Annotated in this window: 23 protein-coding genes; 11 read left to right on the top strand and 12 right to left on the bottom strand. The window is 69.0% G+C overall.

Features of this window, described 5'->3' with window-relative positions; genetic code table 11:
* Position 1: 1 nt before the first annotated feature.
* The gene (locus LGM56_RS23030) at positions 2-1348 is read right to left on the bottom strand and encodes an ATP-binding protein (protein ID WP_089495544.1); all 1347 of its coding nucleotides are present in this window, start codon (positions 1346-1348) and stop codon (positions 2-4) included.
* A gap of 3 nt (positions 1349-1351) precedes the next feature.
* The gene (locus LGM56_RS23025; RefSeq protein WP_021164091.1) at positions 1352-2014 is read right to left on the bottom strand and encodes a response regulator; all 663 of its coding nucleotides are present in this window, start codon (positions 2012-2014) and stop codon (positions 1352-1354) included.
* A 186-nt stretch (positions 2015-2200) separates the two neighbouring features.
* Here LGM56_RS23025 and dacB point away from each other — a divergent pair, with 186 nt between their 5' ends.
* From dacB to LGM56_RS23010, 3 genes are all read left to right on the top strand, one after another.
* Positions 2201-3733: a D-alanyl-D-alanine carboxypeptidase/D-alanyl-D-alanine-endopeptidase gene (gene dacB, locus LGM56_RS23020; protein ID WP_226206853.1), complete on the top strand. Its 1533-nt coding sequence runs from the start codon at positions 2201-2203 to the stop codon at positions 3731-3733.
* 399 nt (positions 3734-4132) lie between these two features.
* Positions 4133-5047, top strand: a complete 915-nt coding sequence (locus tag LGM56_RS23015) for a sterol desaturase family protein (protein ID WP_226206852.1) — start codon at positions 4133-4135, stop codon at positions 5045-5047.
* A 95-nt stretch (positions 5048-5142) separates the two neighbouring features.
* Positions 5143-6273, top strand: a complete 1131-nt coding sequence (locus tag LGM56_RS23010; protein ID WP_089473483.1) for an SGNH/GDSL hydrolase family protein — start codon at positions 5143-5145, stop codon at positions 6271-6273.
* 80 nt (positions 6274-6353) lie between these two features.
* Here the strand turns inward: LGM56_RS23010 and LGM56_RS23005 are convergent, their stop codons facing one another.
* The 6 genes from LGM56_RS23005 to pyk form a co-directional block, all read right to left on the bottom strand.
* Positions 6354-7382 (bottom strand): L-threonylcarbamoyladenylate synthase, encoded by a 1029-nt coding sequence (locus LGM56_RS23005; protein ID WP_089426234.1) that lies wholly within the window; start codon positions 7380-7382, stop codon positions 6354-6356.
* An 11-nt stretch (positions 7383-7393) separates the two neighbouring features.
* Positions 7394-8605 (bottom strand): 5-(carboxyamino)imidazole ribonucleotide synthase, encoded by a 1212-nt coding sequence (locus LGM56_RS23000; RefSeq protein WP_089495548.1) that lies wholly within the window; start codon positions 8603-8605, stop codon positions 7394-7396.
* Between the two features lie 88 nt (positions 8606-8693).
* A complete protein-coding gene (gene purE, locus LGM56_RS22995) occupies positions 8694-9215 on the bottom strand; it encodes a 5-(carboxyamino)imidazole ribonucleotide mutase (protein WP_039360624.1) in 522 nt (173 codons plus the stop codon).
* 18 nt (positions 9216-9233) lie between these two features.
* Positions 9234-10124 carry a phosphoribosylaminoimidazolesuccinocarboxamide synthase gene (locus LGM56_RS22990; RefSeq protein WP_089495549.1) on the bottom strand — a complete coding sequence of 297 codons (891 nt, stop codon included), beginning with the start codon at positions 10122-10124 and terminating at the stop codon, positions 9234-9236.
* A gap of 223 nt (positions 10125-10347) precedes the next feature.
* Positions 10348-11412 (bottom strand): class II fructose-bisphosphate aldolase, encoded by a 1065-nt coding sequence (fba, locus tag LGM56_RS22985; protein ID WP_034189083.1) that lies wholly within the window; start codon positions 11410-11412, stop codon positions 10348-10350.
* A 291-nt stretch (positions 11413-11703) separates the two neighbouring features.
* Positions 11704-13140 (bottom strand): pyruvate kinase, encoded by a 1437-nt coding sequence (pyk, locus tag LGM56_RS22980; protein ID WP_039360687.1) that lies wholly within the window; start codon positions 13138-13140, stop codon positions 11704-11706.
* Between pyk and LGM56_RS36820 the strand changes: the two genes are divergently transcribed.
* Positions 13139-13267, top strand: a complete 129-nt coding sequence (locus tag LGM56_RS36820) for a hypothetical protein (protein WP_256093618.1) — start codon at positions 13139-13141, stop codon at positions 13265-13267. The genes pyk and LGM56_RS36820 overlap by 2 nt on opposite strands.
* 157 nt (positions 13268-13424) lie before the next feature.
* On the opposite strand, the gene LGM56_RS22975 is transcribed toward LGM56_RS36820, so the two are convergent.
* From LGM56_RS22975 to LGM56_RS22965, 3 genes are all read right to left on the bottom strand, one after another.
* Positions 13425-14621, bottom strand: coding sequence for a phosphoglycerate kinase (locus LGM56_RS22975; RefSeq protein ID WP_069257480.1), 1197 nt, complete (start codon positions 14619-14621; stop codon positions 13425-13427).
* 279 nt (positions 14622-14900) lie between these two features.
* A complete protein-coding gene (locus LGM56_RS22970) occupies positions 14901-15224 on the bottom strand; it encodes an AzlD domain-containing protein (RefSeq protein ID WP_069248754.1) in 324 nt (107 codons plus the stop codon).
* On the bottom strand, positions 15221-15976 hold the full coding sequence (locus LGM56_RS22965) for an AzlC family ABC transporter permease (RefSeq protein WP_089495551.1): 756 nt from the start codon (positions 15974-15976) through the stop codon (positions 15221-15223). The genes LGM56_RS22970 and LGM56_RS22965 overlap by 4 nt, the downstream gene beginning before the upstream one ends.
* A 193-nt stretch (positions 15977-16169) precedes the next feature.
* On the opposite strand from LGM56_RS22965, the gene LGM56_RS22960 reads away from it, so the two are divergent.
* From LGM56_RS22960 to LGM56_RS22935, 6 genes are all read left to right on the top strand, one after another.
* On the top strand, positions 16170-17093 hold the full coding sequence (locus LGM56_RS22960; RefSeq protein WP_089473488.1) for a branched-chain amino acid transaminase: 924 nt from the start codon (positions 16170-16172) through the stop codon (positions 17091-17093).
* Between the two features lie 50 nt (positions 17094-17143).
* A complete protein-coding gene (locus tag LGM56_RS22955) occupies positions 17144-17338 on the top strand; it encodes a zinc-finger domain-containing protein (RefSeq protein WP_006749970.1) in 195 nt (64 codons plus the stop codon).
* Between the two features lie 150 nt (positions 17339-17488).
* Positions 17489-18526 carry a lipopolysaccharide heptosyltransferase II gene (gene waaF / locus LGM56_RS22950; RefSeq protein ID WP_041492938.1) on the top strand — a complete coding sequence of 346 codons (1038 nt, stop codon included), beginning with the start codon at positions 17489-17491 and terminating at the stop codon, positions 18524-18526.
* A gap of 115 nt (positions 18527-18641) precedes the next feature.
* Positions 18642-19088 (top strand): nuclear transport factor 2 family protein, encoded by a 447-nt coding sequence (locus tag LGM56_RS22945; protein WP_006749968.1) that lies wholly within the window; start codon positions 18642-18644, stop codon positions 19086-19088.
* 34 nt (positions 19089-19122) lie between these two features.
* Entirely contained in the window at positions 19123-20160 is a 1038-nt protein-coding gene (locus LGM56_RS22940; protein ID WP_089495552.1) for a hydrolase, read from the top strand.
* Complete coding sequence (locus tag LGM56_RS22935; RefSeq protein WP_226206851.1) at positions 20153-20740, top strand: DUF2946 family protein; 588 nt, start codon at positions 20153-20155, stop codon at positions 20738-20740. The genes LGM56_RS22940 and LGM56_RS22935 overlap by 8 nt, the downstream gene beginning before the upstream one ends.
* Positions 20741-20779: 39 nt before the next feature.
* Here LGM56_RS22935 and LGM56_RS22930 read toward each other — a convergent pair whose 3' ends face one another.
* Entirely contained in the window at positions 20780-22474 is a 1695-nt protein-coding gene (locus tag LGM56_RS22930; protein WP_226206850.1) for a M48 family metalloprotease, read from the bottom strand.
* A gap of 270 nt (positions 22475-22744) precedes the next feature.
* Here LGM56_RS22930 and moaC point away from each other — a divergent pair, with 270 nt between their 5' ends.
* The gene (gene moaC / locus LGM56_RS22925) at positions 22745-23233 is read left to right on the top strand and encodes a cyclic pyranopterin monophosphate synthase MoaC (protein ID WP_226206849.1); all 489 of its coding nucleotides are present in this window, start codon (positions 22745-22747) and stop codon (positions 23231-23233) included.
* Positions 23234-23236 lie beyond the last annotated feature (3 nt).

Raw genomic sequence — 23236 nt, 5'->3', positions numbered from 1 at the left:
TTCACACGGATTCGGACGGCTGCGGCGCCTCGGCCGGCATCTCGGCATCGCGAAACACGACGCTGACGAGCAGGCCGCCCGCGGCCGCGTCGCCGAGCGACACCGTCGCGCCCTGCTGCGCGGCCACGCGCTTGACGATCGCGAGCCCGAGCCCGCTGCCCGACACGTCGGTGCGCGCCCGCGCGGAGCTGTCGCGGTAGAAGCGGTCGAACACGCGTTCGCGCTCATCGGCCGGAATGCCGGGCCCGCTGTCGCCGATCTGCACGCACGCGCGGCCGGCCGCGTCGCGGGTCAGCGATACGTCGATGCGGCCGCCGTCCGGCGTGTACTTCACCGCGTTGTCGAGCAGGTTGCCGAACATCACGCGCAGCGCGCCGACGTCCGCGACGACGCTCGCCGCGCGCGTCTCCTCGAAGCCGAGATCGATGTCGCGCCGTTGCGCGAGCGGCGCAAGCGCGGCCACGCATTCGGCGAGCAGCGCCTGCAGGTCGACCGGCTCGCGCATCGTCGCGCCATCCGGTTCGGCGCGGGCGAGCGCGAGCAGTTGCTCGGTGAGGCGCGTCGCACGCGACACGCCATCCTGGAGATCGGCGATCGCCTCGCGGCGCGACGCGTCGTCCTTCGCACGGGCGACGAGCTGCGCCTGGATCTGCACGGCCGCGAGCGGTGTACGCAGTTCGTGCGCGGCATCGGCCACGAAGGCCTTCTGCGTGTCGAGGGCGGCCGCCAGCCGCGCGAGCAGCCCGTTCAGCGCGCGCACGAGCGGCTGCACCTCGAGCGGCAGGCGCCCATCGGGCAGCGGATCGAGCGCTTCCGGCCGGCGCGCCTCGACCGCGCGCGTCACGCGGCCGAGCGGCGCGAGCCCGCGTCCGACGATCACCCACACGGCCGCGCCGAGGAACGGCAACAGCACGATCAGCGGCCACAGCGTGCGCAGCGCGACGTTCGCCGCGAGCCGGTTGCGCACCGACAACGGCTGCGCGAGCTGCACGACGTTGTCGCCGACGATCGCGCCGTACACGCGCCATTCGCCGCGATCGGTGCGTTCGGTCGAGAAGCCGAGCTCCGCGCGCGGCGCGATCGGCGCACGCGGATGCGAGAAGTACATCAGCACGCCGTTGCGGTTCCAGATCTGGATCACGATACCTTCGTCGCCGTTGGTGCGCGAACCGAACACCTGCGAGAACGGCTCGGACGGCAAGGCCGCGGCGATTTCCTGCAACTGGTAGTCGAACAGTTCGTTCGCTTCGGCGAGCGCCTGCCGGTAGATGAGCCAGCCCGCGAGGCCCACGCCCGCGACGACGATCGCGAGCAGCCAGATCAGCAATTGATGACGAATCGACCTCACGCGTCAGCTTTCCTTGACGACCATGTAGCCGAGCCCGCGCACGTTGCGGATCAGGTCCGAGCCGAGCTTCTTGCGCAGCGCGTGGATGTAGACCTCGACCGTGTTGCTGCCGATCTCCTCGCCCCAGCCGTACATCTTCTCCTCGAGCTGGCTCTTCGACAGCACCGCGCCGGGCCGCGCGAGCAGCGCCTCGAGCAGCGCGAACTCGCGCGCGGACAGCGCGACGGGCGCGCCGTCGAGCGTCACCTGGTGCGAAGCGGGATCGAGCGTCAGCGCGCCGTGGCGGATCAGCGATTCGCTGCGCCCGGCCTGGCGACGGATCAGCGCGCGCATCCGCGCGCCCAGTTCGTCGAGGTCGAACGGCTTGACGAGGTAGTCGTCGGCGCCCGCGTCGAGCCCCTTCACGCGGTCGGCCACCGCGTCGCGCGCGGTGACGATCAGCACCGGCAGCGCCAGCCCGCGTGCGCGCAGCGTGCGCAGCACGTCGATGCCGTCGCGCTTCGGCAGGCCGAGATCAAGCAGCAGCAGGTCGTACGTCTCGCCGCCGAGCGCCGTCAGCGCGGCGTCGCCGTCCTGCACCCAGTCGACCGCGAAGCCGTCCGAGCGCAGCGCCTTGCGCACGCCTTCGGCAATCATTCGATCATCTTCGACAAGCAGAATCCGCATCGGGACAGGCATCCATGGGGCGAGTCAAACACGCCGACCATTGTAGCGCCGCGAACCGGGCGCGCGGCACCGTGCAATGCAACAGAAAGGCGGATTGCAAGGGGGCTGTCCGGACTTGTCTCTACAATGTGCGCTTTGGCGCCGCGCGCGCCCTGCCCGAACGTCGTGCTTCCCCCGTATTCGCTCATGCCGATTTCCGATCTTTCCACCCGGTTCGCCCCCCGCGCCCGCGTCTGCCTGAAGGCGGCCGCCATCGTCGCCACCTGCACGGCCCTCGCCTTCGCGCCGCCCGCGCAGGCCCGCAAGAAATCCCACAAGGAAGCACGCAAGACGGCCGTCGTGTCGCCGGCCGCGCGCGCGGCCGGCCTGCCGGCGTCGGTGCTCGTCGCGCTGCAGCGCGCGAAGGTGCCGGCGTCGGCGATGAGCGTCGTCGTCGAGCGCGTCGGCGATCCCGAACCGCTGATCGCGTGGAATGCGAGCCGGCCGATGATGCCGGCCTCGACGATGAAACTCGTGACGACCTTCTCGGGCCTGTCGATCCTCGGCCCCGACTACCGCTGGCGCACCACCGCCTACACGGACGGCACCGTCGACCCGGACGGCACGCTGCAGGGCAACCTGTACATCAAGGGCACCGGCGATCCGAAGCTCGTGCCCGAAGAGCTGATCGATCTCGTCGACAAGCTCCGCAAGGCCGGCGTCAAGCGCGTGGCAGGCGGACTCGTACTCGACAAGAGCTACTTCGCGACCTCGACGCGCGACCTCCCTTCGTTCGACGACGACGCGAGCGCGCCGTACAACGTCGGCCCCGATCCGCTGCTGTACGCATTCAAGGCCGTGTCGTTCACGGTCACGCCGGGCGACGACGGCAAGGTGGCCGTCGACGTGCTGCCGCCGCTCGCGGACCTGTCGATCGACAACCAGCTGGTCGAAGGCACGGGCTCGTGCAGCGCGGCCGCCGCGGCCGCGCGCCCGACGCTGACGGCCGGCGGCGGGATCATGACCGCCTCGTTCGCGGGCGACTACCCGCTGCGCTGCGGCGCGCACACGACCAACCTCGCGATCCTCGATCACACGACGTTCTTCGCGCGCGGCTTCCTCGCGCTGTGGCAGCAGGACGGCGGCACGATCGCCGGGCCCGTGAGCGAGGGCAAGGTGCCGACCGCCGCGCGGCCCCTCGCCGTGCATCACAGCCCGGTGCTCGGCAGCATCGTCTACGACATCAACAAGTTCAGCAACAACGTGATGGCGCGCAACCTGTTCCTGACGATCGGCGCGGTCAGCGGCAAGCCGCCCGCGACGCCCGAGCAGTCGAGCCGCGTGATCCAGGCGTTCCTGCAGAAGAACGGCATCGCGATGCCCGACCTCGTGCTCGAGAACGGTTCGGGCCTGTCGCGCGAAGAGCATGTGAGCGCGCTGTCGCTCGCCGCGCTGCTGCAGGCCGCGAACGCGAGCCCGGTCGCGCAGGCGTTCGTCGATTCGCTGCCGATCGCCGGTATCGACGGCACGATGAAGAACCGCCTCACCAACGCCGGCGTGCTCGGCAACGCGCACATCAAGACCGGCACGCTGCGCGACGTGCGCGCGATCGCCGGTTACGTCGCCGGTGCGGACGGCCAGAGCTACATCGTCGTGAGCTTCATCAACAACGACCACGCGGAAGCCGCGCGCGCCGCGCACGACTCGCTGCTCGAGTGGATCTACGCCGGCGCGCACTGACGTCGCCGCGCGCCGCGACATACGGCGCGCCCGTGGCCTGCTGCCGGCGCGCGTCGGCCCGCCTCGGCATCGGGCGGCACCGCGCAGCGGGTCGCCCTGACGCGCCGCCGGGGCCGCCTGCCGGTGCCTGCGCACACCGAATCCCGCCCTCTCCGGTTTGAAACGCCGGCCGCCACCGGCGCGCGACACACCGCGCGCCACCCACGACCGCAAAACAGGGCCATACCGCCCGCCCCCGTGCCGCGCGGCTTCCGTAAAAACCCTGTCCTCAGAGGGAACCCTCTACGCTGCCCCCTCGCCTAGCGCTTGGCGATTGCGTAGGCTGTTGGCCTGACCGATATCTACAACGGGCCATACGCCCGGCCTCAAGGCTTGCAGGGGAAAGAAGGAGACACGCCCATGCGATTCGACGTCGAATTGCTTCTGCTCGCGCTGGCGCCCGTCTTCCTGCTCTGCATCGCGTGGGAGGCCTGGCACCTCGCCCGCACCCGTGCGCAGGACGCTGTCTATGCGTGGCGCGACACGCTGTGCAACGCGGCGCTCGCGCTGATGCACCAGGGCGCCGACAAGGTCGCATGGCTGTTCGTGATCCCCGTCTATGCGTACTGCTATCAGCACTATCGCCTGTTCACATGGCATGACGGCTGGCTGTCGTTCGCGGTGCTGTTCGTCGCGCAGGATTTCCTCTACTACGTCTTTCATCGCGCGAGCCATCGCGTGCGCTGGCTGTGGGCCGCGCACGTCGTGCACCACTCGTCCGAGCGGATGAATTTCTCGACAGCGTTCCGCCAGAGCCTGATGTACCCGGTCGCGGGGATGTGGGTGTTCTGGCTGCCGCTCGCGTTCGCCGGTTTTCCGCCGCAACAGGTCGTCGGCATCGTGCTGATCAACCTCGCGTTCCAGTTCTTCGTGCATACGCAGGCGATCGGCAAGCTCGGCTGGCTCGAATACGTGCTGAACACGCCGTCGATCCACCGCGCGCACCATGCGCGCAACCCGCGCTACATCGACCGCAATTACGCAGGCGTCCTGGTGATCTGGGATCGCCTGTTCGGCAGCTATGTCGAGGAAACGCCCGACGATCCGCCGCAGTACGGAATCGTCGAGCGGCTAGGCTCGAACAACCCGCTCGTCGCGACGTTCCACGAGTGGATGTCGATGGCCGGCGACGCGTTGCGCGTCGCCGGCTGGCGCAACAAGCTGCGCGCGATTTTCGGCCCGCCCGAATGGGCGAGCGCTTATCATGCGCAGATTGCCGAGGCCGCGAACCCCGATCCGCGCACCGTGCCGCTCGCGGCCGCGCGAGACCAATAAACCGTTTCAGCCAACGGCCGCCGCGCAGCCCGGAACCGAGCAGGCACGCGGCAGATGAGAAACACATCAGGCCATATCTACGAGGAGATCGAACGATGCAGACACAACAACACGCACCCGCCCGCACCCGTCAGCGCATGCTGCGCACCGCGCAACTCGCGATCGCCGGCGCCGCGCTCGCGCTGCTCGCCGCGTGCGGCGGCGGCGGTGACGACAACAACAACAGCGCATCGAACACGCCGCCGTCGGGCGTGAAAATGCAGGTCGTGTCGTTCGGCGACAGCCTGTCCGACGCGGGTACCTACTCGCAGATCAAGCTCGGCTTCGGCGGCGGCCGCTTCACGACCAACCCGGGCCAGGTGTGGACGCAGAACGTCGCGCAGTACTACGGCGACACGCTGCAGCCCGCGAACCAGGGCGGTTTCGGCATTCCGCTGCAGGCCACCGGCGGCCTCGGCTACGCACAGGGCGGCTCGCGCGTGACGCAGCAGCCGGGCATCGGCCACGCGGACGCCAGCGTGCCGAACCCCGATTACGCACAAGCGACCACGACGCCGATCGCCGACCAGGTCAAGCAATACGTGTCGCAGCACGGCAGCTTCAACGCCGGCCAGATCGTGCTGCTGAACGGCGGCGCGAACGACATCTTCTACCAGGTCGCGGCGCTGCAGGCCGGCGCGATCACGCCGACGCAGCTGCAGCAGAACATCGGCGCCGCCGCGCAACAGCTCGCGGGCATCGTGCAGCAGATCGTCGCCGCCGGCGCGACGCACGTGTTCGTGTCGAACGTGCCGGATATCGGCGGCACGCCGCTCGCGCTCCAGAGCGGCTCGCAGACGACCCTCACGCAACTGTCGATGCTGTTCAACGGCACGCTCGCCGCGACGCTGCAGGCACTCAAGGTCGACACGACCAAGTACGTGCTGCTCGACACGTTCACGTGGCAGGACGGCATCCTCGCGAACTACAAGGCGAACGGCTTCGCCGTGTCGAACACCGACACCGCCTGTAACCTGAAGGCGATGGTCCAGGCCGCCACGCAGTATGGCGTCGCGAACGCAACCGCATTCGGCTCGTCGCTGTTCTGCTCGCCGCAGACCTACACGGTCGCGAACGCGGATCAAACCTACATGTTCGCCGACACGGTCCACCCGACGACGCGCCTGCATGCGCTGTTCGCGCAGTTCGCGCAGTCGAAGATCGCGGCCTCGGGCGTCGGCAAGTAAGCCGCCGGCCACGCGCCCAAACGAAAACGCCCGACCGGTTTACCGGTCGGGCGTTTTTCATTCGTGAACCGCGACGGGTATCAGTCGCGCGCTTCGAACGCGGCGGCCGCGCGGCCGAGGCGATCGTTGACCGCGATCCATTCGACGGTCTCGGGCAGCTTCTCGACGAGAATCCGCGCCACCTGCGCGCGGTCGAGCGCACGCAGCATCCCGTACAGGTCGCGCGCATACGCCTGCGGATCCTCCGGCGCCGCGACGAAATGCACGCCGTCAGCCTGCGCCCAGCGCCCCGCGCGCGATGCGCGTGCGACGAGCGCGACACGCTCGCCGTCGGTCTGCGCGGCCGCGAGCAATGGCTCGAGCGCGTCGAACGGCAGCAGCGCGAGCGGCGTGCGCGGCGCGTAGTGCGCCTTCAGCGTGCCCGACGCGCGCGGCGCGGTCGCGTCGCTGCCGTCCGGCAGTTGCGGTGCGCGACCGAGCACGGCGGCGATCTGCTGCGGCGTCACGTGCCCCGGGCGCAGCAGCGCCGGGAAACCGCGCGACAGGTCCAGAATCGTCGATTCGATACCGACTTCCGATGCGCCGCCGTCGAGCACGTGCACGGTGTCGCCAAATTCGTCGCGCACATGCTGCGCGGTGGTCGGGCTTACATGGCCGAACCGGTTCGCGGACGGCGCAGCCACGCCGCCATGCCCGCCGCGCCGCGCGCTGAATGCGGCCAGCAGCGCCTGTGCGACCGGATGCGACGGGCAGCGCAGCCCGACCGAATCCTGGCCGCCGCTCACGGCGTCCGGGATGCGCGCGTGGCGCTTCAGGATCAGCGTCAGCGGGCCCGGCCAGAACGCATCGATCAACGCCTGCGCGTCGGCCGGCAGATCGTCGGCCCAGTAGCCGGGATCGCCGCCCGGCGGCAGGTGCACGATCACCGGATGGTTCGCGGGCCGCCCCTTCGCCGCGTAGATGCGCGCGACGGCCTCGGGATTCGCCGCGTCGCCGCCGAGCCCGTAGACGGTTTCGGTCGGAAAGGCGACGAGCTGGCCCGCGTCGAGCAACGCGGCGGCCGCGTCGATCTGCGCGGCCGTCACGGCGTTCGGGAGGTCGATGGACATCGGCTGGCGTCTCAGTCGAGCGGCACGCGCAGCAGCTGCGCGCACGCGGTGGCCGCGGCAACGGCTTCGTCGCGCGTTTCGGCCGTGAAGTTCACGTGGCCCATCTTGCGGCCGATGCGCGCGTCTTCCTTGCCGTACAGGTGCAGGTGCGCGGTCGGCATCGCCGCGACCGTGTCCCACGGCGGCGTGACGGCATCGGCCGCCGCACCTACGCCGGCCGCACCGTTCGGGAACCACACGTCGCCGAGGATGTTCAGCATCGCGGCCGGCGAATGCTGGCGCGGGTTGCCGAGCGGCATCCGCGTCATGGCACGCACCTGCTGCTCGAACTGGCTCGTTGCGCACGCATCGACCGTGTAGTGGCCTGAATTGTGCGGGCGCGGCGCCATCTCGTTCGCGACGAACGAACCGTCTTCCAGCACGAAGAATTCGACGCACAGCACGCCGACGTAGCCGAGCGTATCGGCGATCCGCACGGCGGCCTGCTGCGCCGCTTCGACACGCGCGGCATCGGCGGCCGGCGCGGGCACAACGGTCAGCGCGAGGATGCCGTTGTGGTGCACGTTCTGCGCGAGCGGGAACGCAGCCGAGCGGCCGTCCGCGCCGCGCGCGATCAGCGCCGACACCTCGTATTTCAGCGGCAGGCGCTTTTCGAGCACGCACGGCACGCCGTTCAGCGCCGCATGCGCGTCGCGCACTTCCTGCGCGGTGCTCACCCGCACCTGGCCCTTGCCGTCGTAGCCGAGGCGCGCCGTCTTCAGGATGCCCGGCAGCACCGCGTCGAGCGCGGCATCGTCGAGCGCGGCGAGCGCCGCCGACGATTCGATCACGACGTGCGGCGCGACGGGCACGCCCGACGCTTCGATGAAGCGCTTCTCCGCGATCCGGTCCTGCGCGACCGCGACGCAGCGGCCGGCCGGTGCGACGAACGTCGTGCGCGCGAGGAAATCGAGGCTCGCGGCCGGCACGTTCTCGAACTCCGTCGACACCGCGTCACACAGGTCGGCCAGTTCGGCGAGCGCGGCTTCGTCGTCGTAGGCCGCGCGCAGGTGGCGGTCGGCGACCGCGCCGGCGGGGCTCGTCGGATCGGGATCGAGCACGGCGACGCGATAGCCCATCGACTGGGCGGCAAAGCAGAACATGCGGCCGAGCTGGCCACCGCCGACCATGCCAAGCCACGCGCCGGGCAGGATCGGGGAAACGGAATCAGGAGTTGCGGTCATGTCAGTGGTCGGTCGCGGCGGGCGCTGCCCGCCGCAAGTGGGGAGGTCAGGCAGCCGCTCGAATGGCAGGGCGGCCGCCGGTGCGCCGTCATTCCAGCGGCGGCAGCACCATTGCGTGCGCGGCTTCGTTCTGGCGCACGCGGAACGCGGCGAGCCGGTTCGCATAGTCGACCGAGTTGCCGGACAGGATCGACACCGCGAACAGCGCGGCGTTCGCCGCGCCGGCCTCGCCGATCGCGAACGTCGCGACGGGCACGCCCTTCGGCATCTGCACGATCGAGTGCAGCGAATCGACACCCTTCAGGTACTTGCTCGCGACCGGCACCCCGAGCACCGGCACCGTCGTTTTCGCGGCCAGCATGCCGGGCAGGTGCGCGGCGCCGCCGGCGCCCGCGATGATCGCGCGCAGCCCGCGCTCGCGCGCCTTCTCCGCATAGTCGAACATCTCGTCGGGCATCCGGTGCGCGGACACGACCTTCGCTTCGTACGGCACGCCGAATTCCTGCAGGATGGCGACCGCATGCTTCATCACGTCCCAGTCGGAACTCGAACCCATCAGCACGCCGACGAGCGGCGCGCTGTGCGTGTGGGCGGTCTGGACTTCACTCATTTCGTGCGTTCCTTCTGGTCAGGCCAGCGACTGGCCCGTGATGCGCTCGAGCGCTTCCTGGTACTTCGCGGCCGTCTTCTCGACGACGTCGGCCGGCAGTGCCGGTGCCGGCGCCGTCTTGCCCCACGGCTGCGCCTCGAGCCAGTCGCGCACGAACTGCTTGTCGAACGACGGCGGGTTCGTGCCGACTTCGTACTGGTCGGCCGGCCAGAAGCGCGACGAATCGGCGGTCAGCACTTCGTCCATCAGGTACAGCTGGCCGTGGTTGTCGAGGCCGAATTCGAACTTCGTGTCGGCGATGATGATGCCGCGCGTGGCCGCGTAGTCGGCCGCTTCCTTGTACAGCTTGATCGAGATGTCGCGGATCGTCGCGGCCAGCTCGGTGCCGATGCGGCGCTCGGTTTCCTCGAACGTGATGTTCTCGTCGTGCTCGCCCATCTCGGCCTTCGCGGCCGGCGTGAAGATCGGCTCGGGCAGCTTCTGCGCGTTCTGCAGGCCTTCCGGCAGTTGCACGCCGCACACGGCGCCCGACGCCTGGTATTCCTTCCAGCCGCTGCCGGCCAGGTAGCCGCGCACGACCGCTTCGATCATGATCGGCTCGAGGCGCTTGACGACCACGCCGCGGCCCTTCACCTGCTCGACCTCGTCGGCCGCGACAACCGCTTCCGGCGCGTCGCCCGTCAGGTGGTTCGGCACGATGTGCGCGAGCTTGTCGAACCAGAAGTTCGCCATCTGGTTCAGCACGCGGCCCTTGTTCGGAATCGGCTCGCCCATCACCACGTCGAATGCCGACAGGCGATCGGTCGTGACGATCAGGAGCTTGTCGTTGCCGACCGCGTAGTTATCGCGGACCTTGCCGCGACCGAGGAGCGGCAGCGAGCGGAGCGTGGATTCGTAGAGGGTAGACATCGTCTTTTCGCAGATAAGGAGCCAAACAAAAAGGGAAACGCCGTTCCCCGCGGCAGGCGGGAACGGCGGTCTTGCAATACGTCGGCGAACCGCCGGGCGACGGCGCCCGGGCGGTTGCCGGCCGGCCCTCGTTCGGCCGGACGGAGCGGCTGCGGGGCCGGATCAGATCCGGCCGGACAGCCTTGCCGTTGCCCACATCGGGCGCGGCAATCGTACTACAGTCTCAGCGCACGACCTGTGCGAGCGCGCCGGACTTGTACTGCTCGGCGATCTTGTCGAGCGCCACCGGCTTGATCTTGCCGGCCTGGCCTTCGCAGCCGAACGCGAGGTAACGGTCGACGCAGACCTGCTTCGCCGCTTCGCGCGCCGGCTTCAGGTAGTCGCGCGGATCGAACTTGCCCGGGTTCTCGAACAGGTAGCGGCGGATCGCACCGGTGATCGCCAGACGCAGGTCGGTGTCGATGTTGATCTTGCGCACGCCGTGCTTGATGCCTTCCTGGATTTCCTCGACCGGCACGCCGTAGGTTTCCTTCATGTCGCCGCCGAATTCGCGGATCTCGGCCAGCAGTTCCTGCGGCACCGACGACGAACCGTGCATCACCAGGTGGGTGTTCGGGATGCGCGCGTGGATTTCCTTGATGCGCTGGATCGACAGGATGTCGCCCGTCGGCTTCTTCGAGAACTTGTACGCGCCGTGCGACGTGCCGATCGCGATCGCGAGCGCATCGCACTGCGTGAGCTTCACGAAGTCGGCGGCCTGCTCCGGATCGGTCAGCAGCTGCTCGCGGGTCATCGTGCCTTCCGCGCCGTGGCCGTCTTCCTTGTCGCCCTTCATCGTCTCGAGCGAGCCGAGCACGCCGAGTTCGGCTTCGACCGTCACGCCGATCGAGTGCGCCATCTCGACGACCTTGCGCGACACGTCGACGTTGTACTCGTACGATGCGACCGTCTTGCCGTCGGCTTCCAGCGAACCGTCCATCATCACGCTGGTGAAGCCGCTGCGGATCGCGGCCATGCAGACTGCCGGCGACTGGCCGTGATCCTGGTGCATCACGACCGGGATGTGCGGGTACGACTCGACTGCTGCTTCGATCAGGTGGCGCAGGAACGGCTCGCCCGCGTACTTACGCGCGCCGGCCGATGCCTGCATGATCACGGGCGCGCCGACCTGGTCCGCCGCCGCCATGATCGCCTGGACCTGTTCCAGGTTGTTCACGTTGAAGGCCGGCAGGCCGTAACCGTGCTCTGCCGCGTGGTCCAGCAATTGACGCATTGATACGAGAGGCATTGTGGAACTCCATGGAATGAAAACCGGTGCGCCCTGACGCCGGCGCGGCGCTCGCTCCCGGTCGAACCCGGGGTGGCGCGGCGCGGCTGAGCGTCGAATAGCCGCATTTTATCGCGAAGCGCCTCCGATTCCGACCGCCCGGTGGCGCCGACTCGCAATTTGTTACGTTCGCACGGCACAATGCGGGCAAAAATGAGAAAAAAAGCCGCGCGGGGCTTCGACCCCACGCGGCTTTCGCGCGAAAAACGGTGCCGGATCGATTTTTCAGCCGACCCGAGCTTCAGCGGGCGCTCAATAGTGCTCGCCGACCCGCACGATCTTCAGCGTGTTGGTGCCGCCCGCCTGCCCCATCGGCTCGCCGACGGTCAGCACGACCATGTCGCCGTGCTGCACGTAGCCCTGCTTGACGACGATTTCGAGCGCCGCCTGCAGCGCCGAGTCGCGGTCGCTGTTGAAGTCGACGTGCAGCGGCGTCACGTTGCGGTACAGCGCCATCGTGCGCTCGCTGCCGACGCGCGGCGTCAGCGCGAAGATCGGCACGTGCGTGTAGTGACGCGACATCCACAGCGCGGTCGCGCCCGATTCGGTCAGCGCGATGATCGCCTTCGCACCCAGGTGGTACGCGGTGAACAGCGCGCCCATCGCGATCGACTGGTCGATCCGCGTGAACGTGCGGTCGAGGAAATCCTTGTCCAGCTCGACTTCTTCCGACTTTTCCGCCTCGACGCACACGGCCGCCATCGTTTCGATCGTGACGACCGGGTACTTGCCGGCAGCCGTCTCGGCGGACAGCATCACCGCGTCGGTGCCGTCGAGCACCGCGTTCGCGACGTCCGACACTTCCGCGCGCGTCGGCACCGGCGCGTGGATCATCGATTCCATCATCTGCGTCGCGGTGATCACGAGCTTGTTCGACTCGCGCGCCATCCGGATCATCCGCTTCTGCAGCGCCGGCACGGCCGCGTTGCCCACTTCCACCGCGAGGTCGCCGCGCGCGACCATGATGCCGTCGGACGCGTCGAGAATGCTTTGCAGCGCCGGAATCGCTTCCGCGCGCTCGATCTTCGCGATCATCTTCGGCTTGATGCCGTACGGCGCGCCCGCGATGTTCGCGAGCTGGCGCGCCATTTCCATGTCGGTCGCGTTCTTCGGGAACGACACCGCCACCAGGTCCGCGCCGAGCGACATCGCGGTGCGGATGTCTTCCATGTCCTTCGCGGTCAGCGCGGGCGCCGACAGGCCGCCGCCCTGGCGGTTGATGCCCTTGTTGTTCGACAGCTCGCCGCCCACCTTGACGATCGTGTGGATCTCGTCGCCGAGCACGCGCTCGACGGTCAGCACGATCAGGCCGTCGTTCAGCAGCAGCAGGTCGCCCGTGCGCAGGTCACGCGGCAGTTCCTTGTAGTCGAGCCCGACGCGCTCGTCGTTGCCCAGCTCGCAGCCCGCGTCGAGGATGAAGGCCTGGCCCGGCTCGAGCGTCGTCTTGCCGTTCTCGAACTTGCCGACGCGGATCTTCGGGCCCTGGAGGTCGGCCATGATCGCGATCTCGCGGCCGACCTTGCGGGCGGCCTCGCGCACCATCTCGGCGCGCTGGCGGTGATCGTCGGCCGTGCCGTGCGAAAAATTGAGCCGCACGACGTCGAGGCCCGCCTGCATCATCTGCAGCAGAATCTCCGGCGAACTGGAAGCCGGGCCGATCGTGGCGACTATCTTGGTGGCGCGCTGCATGAAACTCCTCATCTGGATCAAGGTGGATGCGCTGGGTGAAACGCTGCGAGAGCCGGAAGCGGCAGGCCCAGCGGCCGCCGCTCCGGGGGGCGTGCCGGTGCTTGCGCCCGGCATCGCTTTGTTCTGAATCTCGTGGTGCTGCTCGGCCGCGTCGCCGGCGGCCGCCGGTGCGCGCGGGGCGGTGTTCGCCCGCGCGGGCGCGCGTTTGCGCTTGCCCGCGCCGGCCGGCTGCTCCGCTTTCGCGGAGCGCACGGCCTTCGTCACCCCTGCGCGCGCCGCCACGCTCAGGCCGCCCGCGTTTCCAGCACTTCCACCGCCGGCAGCTTCTTCCCCTCGAGGAACTCGAGGAAAGCGCCGCCGCCCGTCGAGATGTAGCTGACCTGGTCATGGATGCCGTACTTCGCGATGGCCGCGAGCGTGTCGCCGCCGCCCGCGATCGAGAACGCGGACGATTTGGCGATCGCTTCGGCGAGCGTCTTGGTGCCGTTGCCGAACTGGTCGAACTCGAACACGCCGACCGGGCCGTTCCACACGATCGTGCCGGCCTTCTCGAGCTGGCTCGCGAGCGCCTTGGCGGTATCCGGGCCGATGTCGAGGATCATGTCGTCCGCTTCGATGTCGGCGACCTGCTTCACCGTGGCCGCGGCCGTCGGCGAGAATTCCTTGGCCGTCACGACGTCGGTCGGGATCGGCACCGACGCGCCGCGCTCGCGCGCTTCGTCGATGATCGCCTTCGCCTCGTTGACGAGGTCGGCTTCCGCGAGCGACTTGCCGATCGACAGGCCGGCCGCGAGCATGAACGTGTTCGCGATGCCGCCGCCGACGATCAGTTGGTCGACCTTGCCGGCGAGCGACTTCAGGATCGTGAGCTTGGTCGACACCTTCGAGCCGGCGACGATCGCCACCAGCGGGCGGGCCGGGTTGCCGAGCGCCTTGCCGAGCGCGTCGAGTTCGGCGGCCAGCAGCGGGCCAGCGCACGCGACCGGCGCGTACTTCGCGATCCCGTGGGTGGTCGCTTCCGCGCGGTGCGCGGTACCGAACGCGTCGTTCACGTACACGTCGCAGAGCTTCGCCATCTTCTGCGCGAGCTCGTCCGAATTCTTCTTCTCGCCCTTGTTCACGCGGCAGTTCTCGAGCAGCACGACCTGGCCCGGCGCGACGTTCACGCCGTTCTCGACCCAGTTCGACACGAGCGGCACGTCACGGCCGAGCAGCTCGGCGAGGCGCTTCGCGACCGGCGCGAGCGAATCTTCCGGCTTGAATTCGCCCTCGGTCGGACGGCCGAGGTGCGACGTGACCATTACGGCCGCGCCGGCGTCGAGCGCGGCCTGGATGGCCGGCACGGACGCGCGCACGCGCGTGTCTTCGGTGATGTTGCCCTGGTCGTCCTGCGGAACGTTCAGGTCGGCACGGATGAATACCCGCTTGCCGGCGAGCTGGCCGGCGGCGATCAGGTCGGTAAGACGCTTGACTTGGCTCATGTTGAACAAATTGAAGTAGTGGATGGGGAAAGGGGGTTCACGCTGGACGTGCGCGGGCTGCCGCGAAAGGGCGCCGGATGCGGCCGTGGCTGGCGGTTCGCATGACGCGCACGGGTAAAAAATCTCGAACGGGCATTCTAGCCGATCCATCCGGCAGACTGACCCGCGGGCGGCGAATTCCGCCTATTTGGGATCGCGCGCGGGAACGGACCCATTGCTGCAACGCAGTAATGCACGCGCGCAGGCGGCCGGCGCCCGGCGGGCCTGAGCGGCGGCCCATCAGAAGACCAGGCGCAGCGCGGTGAAGACGAGCATCCCGACGACGATCGTGCCGAGCATGCTGCGCCGCCACAGGAACCAGCCGAGGCCGGCGAGCGCCGCGTAGAACGGATGGTTGGACAGCGCGAACGACAGCCCGGCCGGCGTTTCGAGCACGTCGGGCAGCACGACGGCGACCAGGGCCGCCGCCGGCGCGTAGCGCATCGCGCGCTGCGCGCGCTCGGGCAGCACGGTGCGTTCGCCGCCGATCAGGAACAGCGCGCGCGTGACGGCCGTGACGATCGTCATCCCGATGATGACGATCCAGATTTCCGTCGCGCTCATTCGATTTCCTTTTCGGGCACGGTTTCGGTGCGGATGCGCCGCCAGTCGGCCCGCTCGACGAAGAAATCGGCCGTGCAGCCGGCCGCGAGCGCGGCGAGCACCGCGAGCGGCAGCGCGAGCCGGTACGGCAGGTCGAACGCGATGAGCGACACGATACCGGCGACCGCGACGGCCGCGAGCGTCGAGCGGTTCGCGACCGCCGACACCATGATGGGGATCAGCGCGAGCGTGCCGGCCAGTTCCAGCCCCCAGCTCGCGGGAAAGAAGCTCGCGAGCAGGATGCCGGCGAGCGACGACACCTGCCACGACAGCCAGCTCGCGAGCGCCATCCCCCAGAAGTACGCTTCCTTGCCGGGCACGTGGCCGTACGCGAAGCCCTGTTTCTGGAACAGCAGGTAGATCACGTCGCCGTTGAAATAGCCGATCGCGAGGCGCCGCCACAGCGGCAGGTAGGAAAAATGGGGAGCAAGCCCGGCGCTGAAGATCACGAAGCGCGTGTTGACCATCGCGGCCGTGAGCAGGATGGTCCAGATCGGCAGCTTCGCCGCGAGGAGCGGCAGCACCGCGAGCTGCGACGAGCCCGCGTAGACCAGCAGCGACATCGCGCTCGCCTGCCAGAGTGTCATGACCGACTTGCTCATCGCGATGCCGGTGACGAGCCCCCACGAGAAAATCGCCATCAGCGTCGGGGAATAGTCGCGCGCGCCCTGGATCAGCGCGAAGCGGTCGGTGGCGGACAATCGAGCGAGCATGGGAAGCGGGCCGCAGCGGGCGGTTCGTCGGGGCGCCGGCGCCTCCTGCCGGGTCGACCCGTCGTTATTGGAATCGGTACCGGGCGATTATAGCGCCGGCCCCGCGCCGACCGACCGGATCGCCTTCAAATGACGCTAAAATATGCGTCTTTCCGGCTCAACGCTGCATACAACCGCATCCCAGGAGAAATCTATGTCAATGGCCGACCGCGACGGCAAGATCTGGATGGACGGCAAGCTGATCGACTGGCGCGACGCCAAGATCCACGTCCTGACCCACACGCTGCACTACGGCATGGGCGTCTTCGAGGGCGTGCGCGCGTACAAGTCGGCCGACGGCAGCACCGCGATCTTCCGCCTGTACGAGCACACGAAACGTCTGCTGAATTCGGCGAAGATCTTCCAGATGGACGTGCCGTTCGACCGGGAAACGCTCGAAGCCGCGCAGCTCGAAGTCGTGCGCGAGAACCAGCTCGAGTCGTGCTACCTGCGCCCGATCATCTGGGTCGGCTCGGAAAAGCTCGGCGTGGCCGCGAAGGGCAACACGATCCACGTCGCGATCGCCGCATGGCCGTGGGGCGCGTACCTCGGCGAGGAAGGCCTCGCGAAGGGCATCCGCGTGAAGACGTCGTCGTTCACGCGCCACCACGTGAACGTGTCGATGGTGCGCGCGAAGGCGTCGGGCTGGTACGTGAACTCGATCCTCGCGAACCAGGAAGCCACCGCCGACGGCTACGACGAAGCGCTGCTGCTCGACGTCGACGGCTACGTGTCGGAAGGCTCCGGCGAGAACTTCTTCCTGGTGAACAACGGCAAGCTGTACACGCCCGACCTGTCGTCGTGCCTCGACGGCATCACGCGCGATACCGTCATCACGCTCGCGAAGGACGCCGGCATCGAGGTCATCGAGAAGCGCATCACGCGCGACGAGGTCTACACGGCCGACGAGGCGTTCTTCACCGGCACGGCCGCTGAAGTCACGCCGATCCGCGAGCTCGACAACCGCACGATCGGCAGCGGCGCGCGCGGCCCCGTCACGGAAAAGCTCCAGTCGGCGTTTTTCGATATCGTGTCGGGCAAGAACGCGAAGTACGCGAACTGGCTGACGAAGGTCTGAGCGCGCTGCGCCACCGACCGCCCCACAAAAGAGTGATAAGAGAAAGTCTCATGAGTGAAATCAAGGAAATGCCGCTGGTCGAGCTGACAGCCAAGGATCTTCCCGCGTACTGCCCGAACCCGGCCATGGCGCGCTGGAGCGCCCACCCGCGCGTCTTCATCGACGTCTCGCACGGCGAGGCACGCTGCCCGTACTGCGGCACGCGCTACAAGCTGCGTGACGGCGAGGTCGTCAAGGGCCACTGAGCCCCGGCGGCCGGGCCTGCAGGCTGATGCAGGCCCGCCGATCGCCCAGGCGGCGCAGCCGGATTGCCGGCGCGCCGCCGTTCTCCATTCTGGCAACCCGAACGCGGCGCCTGGGCGCCGTGCTTCATTACGACATCGGAAGTCGACCTGATGCGTCGAGCGCTGGTTATCGCACCGAACTGGATCGGTGACGCATTGATGGCGCAGCCGCTTTTTGCGCTGCTGAAGAAAAACCATCCCCGCATCGCGATCGATGCCGTCGCGCCCTCGTGGGTCGCGCCCGTGCTCGAGCGGATGCCCGAGATCCACGATGTCTACGCGACCGATCTCGCGCACGGCAAGCTGCAGTTGCTGCGCCGCTGGCAGCTCGCGAGCGACCTGCGCGACGTCGGCTACGACGCGGCGTACGTGCTGCCGAATTCGCTGAAATCCGCGGTGATCCCGTGGCTCGCGAACATCCCGCTGCGGGTCGGCTACACGGGCGAGCACCGCTACGGGCTGCTGAACGTGCGGCACGCGAACCCGGACAAATCGGGCGAGCGGCCGCCGATGACAACCCACTACGCGGCGCTCGCGTATGCGCCGGGCGCGAAGCTGCCCGAGTCGATGAAGACGCTGCCCGCGCCGCGCCTCGACGCCGATCTCAACGAGACGGCGCGCGTGTCCGCCCGTTTCAATCTCGATACGCGCAAGCCGCTCGTCGTGTTCTGCCCGGGCGCGGAATACGGCCCGGCCAAGCGCTGGCCGCCCGAGCACTTCGCGTCGCTCGCCACCATCGTCCACCAGTCGTTCCCGTACACGCAGATCGTCGCGCTCGGCTCGCAGAAGGACGCCGCGGCCGCGCAGGCAATCGCCGACCACGCGCCGAACGTGCGCAACCTGTGCGGACAGACGTCGCTGTCGGAGGCGTGCGCGCTGATCGCGCGCGCGAACGCGGTGGTCACCAACGATTCGGGGCTGATGCACGTTGCCGCCGCGCTACGCCGGCCGCTCGTCGCGCTGTACGGATCGACCGATCCGCGCCACACCCCTCCGCTGTCGGACCTGGCGAAGGTACAATGGCTTCATCTCGAATGCAGTCCCTGCTTCGAACGCGAGTGCCCGCTCGGCCACCTGAAGTGCCTGCGCGAACTCGGTCCCGAGCAGGTATTCGGCGATTTGCGCGGCATGCTCGTCGGGCAGCGCTGACCCTGGCCGGCAGCGTCGCACGGCGCGCCGGGCAATCCGATTCACCGGTGTACGGCGGCTCCATCCGGGCCGCCGTGCTGAATACGGCGCGCGACGCGCGCGAGAGATAACCCCGATGCCACGTTTTGCCCGCCTCTTCGAAGCCGCCGCCGATACGCTGAACGCCTACTACCAGGCCGTCGCCGATGCCAATCTCGACGCGCTGCTGGGACTGTGGATCGACGAGGATTTCGCCAGCTGCGTATGGGCGGACGGCGAGCATCTGCACGGCCTCGACCAGATCCGCAGCGGGCTCGCCAACCGGCTCGCCACGCGCCCCGTGACGATCGAGCCGCTCGACATCCGCGTGTACGACAGCCTCGGCACGGTCGTCTATACGATCGCCGAAGCGCATCAGCAGGCCGACCTGACGGCCGAACCCGACATGGTTTTCGCGACGTACGTGATGATTCACGAACGTGGCGAGTGGCGCATCGCGCACATTCACGCGAGCCCGATTCCTGAACAAGCGGCCGGACAATTCGCCGCGAAGATCCGTCACGGGCAGGGTCCGCTGCACTGACGAAAAGACGAAGCAACGCATACGCGGGGCGATCATGAGTACGGCTTCTCCGCCCACCTCGCCGCTGACCGGGGCTCCGGCCCCCGACGACGACATACTGCGCTATCGCGCACCACGCTGGCTGCCCAACAGCCATGCGCAAACCATCGTGCCCGCGCTGTTCGCGCGGCGTCCCGTCGTCGCTTACCGACGAGAGCGATGGGAAACCCCCGACCACGACTTCATCGATCTCGACTGGGTCGCGCATCTCGACAGCGCGGCGCCGCGGCCCGATGCGCCGCTGTTCGTGCTGTTCCACGGCCTCGAAGGCAGCTCCGGGTCGCACTACGCGCTCGCGATGATGGCCGCCGCGCGCGCGAAGGGCTGGCACGCCGTCGTGCCGCACTTCCGCAGTTGCAGCGGCGAGATCAACCGTCAGCCGCGCTTCTACCATCTCGCCGACAGCGCCGAAGTCGACTGGATCCTGCGCCGGCTCGCCGCGCAGCATCGCGGGCCGCTCGTCGCGGCCGGTGTGTCGCTCGGCGGCAACGTGCTGCTGCGCTGGCTCGGCGAGCATCGCAGCGACACGTCGATCCTGCGGGCGGCCGCCGCGATCTCGACGCCGATCGACGTGCACGCCGGCGGGCGCGCGCTGTCGCAAGGCTTTGCGATGGTCTACACGCGCAGCTTCCTGAAAACGCTCAAGCGCAAGGCGCTCGCGAAACTCGACCAGTACCCGGGGCTGTTCGACCGTGAAGCCATGCTGCAGGCCGTGACGATGCGCGACTTCGACGAGATCGTGACCGCGCCGCTGCACGGTTTCGCGAACGCGGACGATTACTGGACCAAAGCGACGACACGGCCGCTGCTCCCCGCAATCGACGTGCCGACGCTGATCCTCAACGCCCGCAACGACCCGTTCCTGCCTGAATCGGCGCTGCCGGGCCCGGCCGACGTATCGCCGGCCGTCGAGCTCGACCAGCCCGCGGCCGGCGGGCACGCGGGATTCATGACCGGGCCGTTCCCCGGCCGTCTCGACTGGCTGTCGGCGCGGGTGTTCGGCTATTGCTCCAAATTCGTCGACCATGGATGACATCGTCAGGCAGGCCCTCGCCAAGTGGCCGAACGTGCCGCACTGTACCGGCTGGCTGCTGCTCGACCGGCGCGGCGAATGGCGGCTGCGCGACGACGCGGCGCAGGCGGCCGGCGAACTCGGCTCGCCGATCCGGCATGCGGCGCTGAACGCGTTCATCGGCCGCAACTACGAATGCGACGCGCAGGGCCAGTGGTTCTTCCAAAATGGGCCACAGCGCGTGTACGTCGAGCTCGCCTATACGCCGTGGATCGTCCGACTCGCCGAGCGCGACGGGCAGCTCACGCTCACCGACCAGACCGGCACGCCGTTCGAACCGGACGAAGCCTGGCTCGACGACGCAGGCGGCGTGCTGTTTCGCGCGGCCGGCACGCCGCCGCGCATCGCGGCGCTGCACGATCACGATCTCGGGCTGTTCGCCGATCATGCGGATTTCGACGCCGCGCCGCCCGTGCTGCGCTGGCGCGAGGGCCGCACACTGCCGCTCGGCAGCATCGTCGGTGCGGACGTGCCCGCGCGGTTCGGCTACGTCGCCAGCCCGGCGCAACAGGCCCGCAACACCGCTGGCAGCGGCAACTGACCCACAGCGGCCGCGGCCGCGCTTCCCGAGTATCGGCCGCTACCCGCGGCCATTCTTCTCGTCCTCGCGCTCTTCCTTGTAGCGCGCCTCGAATTCCAGCAGCCGCGCGCCGATCATCGACTGCTCGTAGAACGACACGTCCTTCGCGTCGCGCGCTTCCTTCAGTTGGCGAATCGCCGACGGCCACGCGCCGTCGAGCGCGAGCTTCTCCGCGAGCGCGCGGCGCCGCGCCAGCAGGTCACCCTTGCCGTCGCTCGCCTTCGCGAGATAGTCCCACCAGTCCGGCTGTTCGGGGTCGGCCTTCGCCTGCGCGCGGGCCTGCGCCTGCGCTTCACCGAAACGGCGCGCCGCGATCAGCGCCTGAAGATGCGCGACGATCGCCGCGTGCGACGCCGGCCAGCGGCGCTGCGCGAGCGCCGCGAGCCGCACCGCGTCGTCGGCCCGCCCCGCGCGGCGCGCGATGTCGGCGGCCAGGACGTCGAGGCTCGGCGAGCTCGTCGCCGGATCGTCCTCGCGCCGCTCGCGGGCGTCGAACGCACTGCGTGCCGACGCGAGCGCCTTGCCGGCTGCGTCGTACTCGCCGAGCAGCGCATCCGCGAGTGCGATGCCGTACCAGTTCGCCGCGACGTTCGGCGCGGTGCGATCGTCGATCTCGAACTGCATCCGCCGCGCCTCGGCCGCGATGTCGGTCGGCGCACGGTTCTGCAGGACGCGCAGCCGCGCACGCACGAACCCGTATTCGGGCGACTGGCGCGGCTGCCGGTACGGCGCGCGGCGCGCGCGATCCTCCATGTCGGCGATCCGCTCGCCGGTCAGCGGGTGCGTACGCGCGTAGGCCGGCACGCCCGCATCGCCCATCGACGCGCGGTCGAGCCGCTCGAAGAAGCCCGGCATCCCGTACGGGTCATAGCCCGCGCCCGCGAGCAGCTGGAAACCGACGCGATCGGCCTCGCGCTCGGCCGACCGCGAGAAGCGCAGCTGGTTGTCCACCGCATACGCCTGCCCGCCCACCGCGATCGCACTGCCGAGGTCGCCGCTTCTCGCGAGCACGCCGGCCAGCACGCCGAGCAGCATCGTCGCGAGCGCCGTATAGCCGGTCTTCTCGTTCGCACCGATCATCCGCGCGATGTGCCGCTGCAGCACGTGCCCCATCTCGTGGCCGACCACCGATGCGAGTTCCGACTCCGTCTGTGTCGTGACGACGAGCCCGCTGTTGATCCCGATGAAGCCGCCCGGCATCGAGAACGCGTTGATCTGCGGATCGCGCACCGGGAACAGGTCGAAGTCCGGCATATAGCCGCCGATGAAGCGCGCGGCAGCCGCGGCCGCGAGCCGTGCCGCCATCGCGTTCAGGTAGTCGCGCACGAGCCAGTCGTCGAGATAGTCGGGGTCGCGCCGCACTTCGCGCATCACGCGCTCGCCGAGCCGGCGCTCGGCCTGCGGCGTCAGCGAACCGCCGGAGCCGTCGCCCAGGTCGGGCAGCTCCAGCGCGCGAAGCGGCGCGCGCAGGCTCGCGGCCGGCGCCGACGCGCCGCCCGCGTCCGAAAACCGGCTCTCCGCGCCGCCGTACGTGCCGAACACGCCGGCCGCGATGCCGGACGGCACGGTGGAAATCGACCGCGCGCCGTCGGCCGCCGATTCGAGCGGCGGCGCGGACGCGCTCTGCGCACGGCCGCTCGGCGGCCATGCGAGCGCCACCGACAGCGACACGGCAAGCAACTGTTTGACACGCATGGCAGGATGAAAGCGACGCCGTCCCGCGCGCCCGGCGCGCATCGCGGCGTTTGGTCTGAATATTCGGGTCATTGTACCGGCGGCAGCGTGACTGTCCCGTTCGGCATGGACGCCATCTGCGTCCCCGGCGCCGCGCATGCCACTGCTATGATAGGCGCCCGTTGAACCGCTGGATCGGAGCGGGGCGCAGAGACGGGATGCGATGCCCCGGCCAATCGCGATGCGCGATCGCGGGACGCGCTCGCGCACGCCGTTCCACTAGAGGAAGACATGTCAGGACTCACCCATTTCGACGCCGCCGGCCATGCGCACATGGTCGACGTCGGCGGCAAGCAGGAAACCCAACGCATCGCGATCGCGCGCGGCACGATCCGGATGCTGCCGGCCACGTTCGCGCTGATCCGCGACGGCAAGGCCAAGAAAGGCGACGTGCTCGGCGTCGCGCGCATCGCGGCCATCCAGGGCGCCAAGCGCACGGCCGACCTGATCCCGCTGTGCCATCCGCTCGCGCTGACGCGCGTGGCCGTCGAGTTCGACCTCGACGACGCGCTGCCGGGCGTCCACTGCGTCGCGCAGGTCGAGACGTTCGGGCGCACCGGCGTCGAGATGGAAGCGCTGACCGCCGTGCAGGTCGGGCTGCTGACCGTCTACGACATGTGCAAGGCCGTCGATCGCGGGATGGTGATCACCGACGTGAGCGTGCGCGAGAAGCGCGGCGGGAAGTCGGGGGACTGGAAGGCGGAGGAACCGGCGGGTTGAGCG

The sequence above is a fragment of the Burkholderia sp. AU38729 genome (assembly GCF_020419725.1).
Classification (GTDB): Bacteria; Pseudomonadota; Gammaproteobacteria; order Burkholderiales; family Burkholderiaceae; genus Burkholderia.
Note: the sequence above shows the minus strand (reverse complement) of the source record. Positions and strands in the feature narration are given on the sequence as shown.

Excerpts from the sequence above, each read along its gene's own strand:
- purE (WP_039360624.1), bottom strand. The coding sequence starts at position 9,215 with ATGAGTGAAGTCCAGACCGCCCACACGCACAGCGCGCCGCTCGTCGGC.
- LGM56_RS22970 (WP_069248754.1), bottom strand. The coding sequence starts at position 15,224 with ATGAGCGCGACGGAAATCTGGATCGTCATCATCGGGATGACGATCGTC.
- LGM56_RS22930 (WP_226206850.1), bottom strand. The coding sequence starts at position 22,474 with ATGCGTGTCAAACAGTTGCTTGCCGTGTCGCTGTCGGTGGCGCTCGCA.
- moaC (WP_226206849.1), top strand. The coding sequence starts at position 22,745 with ATGTCAGGACTCACCCATTTCGACGCCGCCGGCCATGCGCACATGGTC.
- fba (WP_034189083.1), bottom strand. The coding sequence starts at position 11,412 with ATGCCTCTCGTATCAATGCGTCAATTGCTGGACCACGCGGCAGAGCAC.
- LGM56_RS22945 (WP_006749968.1), top strand. The coding sequence starts at position 18,642 with ATGCCACGTTTTGCCCGCCTCTTCGAAGCCGCCGCCGATACGCTGAAC.
- LGM56_RS36820 (WP_256093618.1), top strand. The coding sequence starts at position 13,139 with ATGAAACTCCTCATCTGGATCAAGGTGGATGCGCTGGGTGAAACGCTG.
- LGM56_RS23005 (WP_089426234.1), bottom strand. The coding sequence starts at position 7,382 with ATGTCCATCGACCTCCCGAACGCCGTGACGGCCGCGCAGATCGACGCG.
- LGM56_RS22935 (WP_226206851.1), top strand. The coding sequence starts at position 20,153 with ATGGATGACATCGTCAGGCAGGCCCTCGCCAAGTGGCCGAACGTGCCG.
- LGM56_RS23010 (WP_089473483.1), top strand. The coding sequence starts at position 5,143 with ATGCAGACACAACAACACGCACCCGCCCGCACCCGTCAGCGCATGCTG.
- LGM56_RS23015 (WP_226206852.1), top strand. The coding sequence starts at position 4,133 with ATGCGATTCGACGTCGAATTGCTTCTGCTCGCGCTGGCGCCCGTCTTC.
- LGM56_RS23000 (WP_089495548.1), bottom strand. The coding sequence starts at position 8,605 with ATGACCGCAACTCCTGATTCCGTTTCCCCGATCCTGCCCGGCGCGTGG.
- pyk (WP_039360687.1), bottom strand. The coding sequence starts at position 13,140 with ATGCAGCGCGCCACCAAGATAGTCGCCACGATCGGCCCGGCTTCCAGT.
- LGM56_RS22990 (WP_089495549.1), bottom strand. The coding sequence starts at position 10,124 with ATGTCTACCCTCTACGAATCCACGCTCCGCTCGCTGCCGCTCCTCGGT.
- LGM56_RS22965 (WP_089495551.1), bottom strand. The coding sequence starts at position 15,976 with ATGCTCGCTCGATTGTCCGCCACCGACCGCTTCGCGCTGATCCAGGGC.
- LGM56_RS22975 (WP_069257480.1), bottom strand. The coding sequence starts at position 14,621 with ATGAGCCAAGTCAAGCGTCTTACCGACCTGATCGCCGCCGGCCAGCTC.
- LGM56_RS22960 (WP_089473488.1), top strand. The coding sequence starts at position 16,170 with ATGTCAATGGCCGACCGCGACGGCAAGATCTGGATGGACGGCAAGCTG.
- LGM56_RS22955 (WP_006749970.1), top strand. The coding sequence starts at position 17,144 with ATGAGTGAAATCAAGGAAATGCCGCTGGTCGAGCTGACAGCCAAGGAT.
- waaF (WP_041492938.1), top strand. The coding sequence starts at position 17,489 with ATGCGTCGAGCGCTGGTTATCGCACCGAACTGGATCGGTGACGCATTG.
- dacB (WP_226206853.1), top strand. The coding sequence starts at position 2,201 with ATGCCGATTTCCGATCTTTCCACCCGGTTCGCCCCCCGCGCCCGCGTC.
- LGM56_RS23025 (WP_021164091.1), bottom strand. The coding sequence starts at position 2,014 with ATGCGGATTCTGCTTGTCGAAGATGATCGAATGATTGCCGAAGGCGTG.
- LGM56_RS22940 (WP_089495552.1), top strand. The coding sequence starts at position 19,123 with ATGAGTACGGCTTCTCCGCCCACCTCGCCGCTGACCGGGGCTCCGGCC.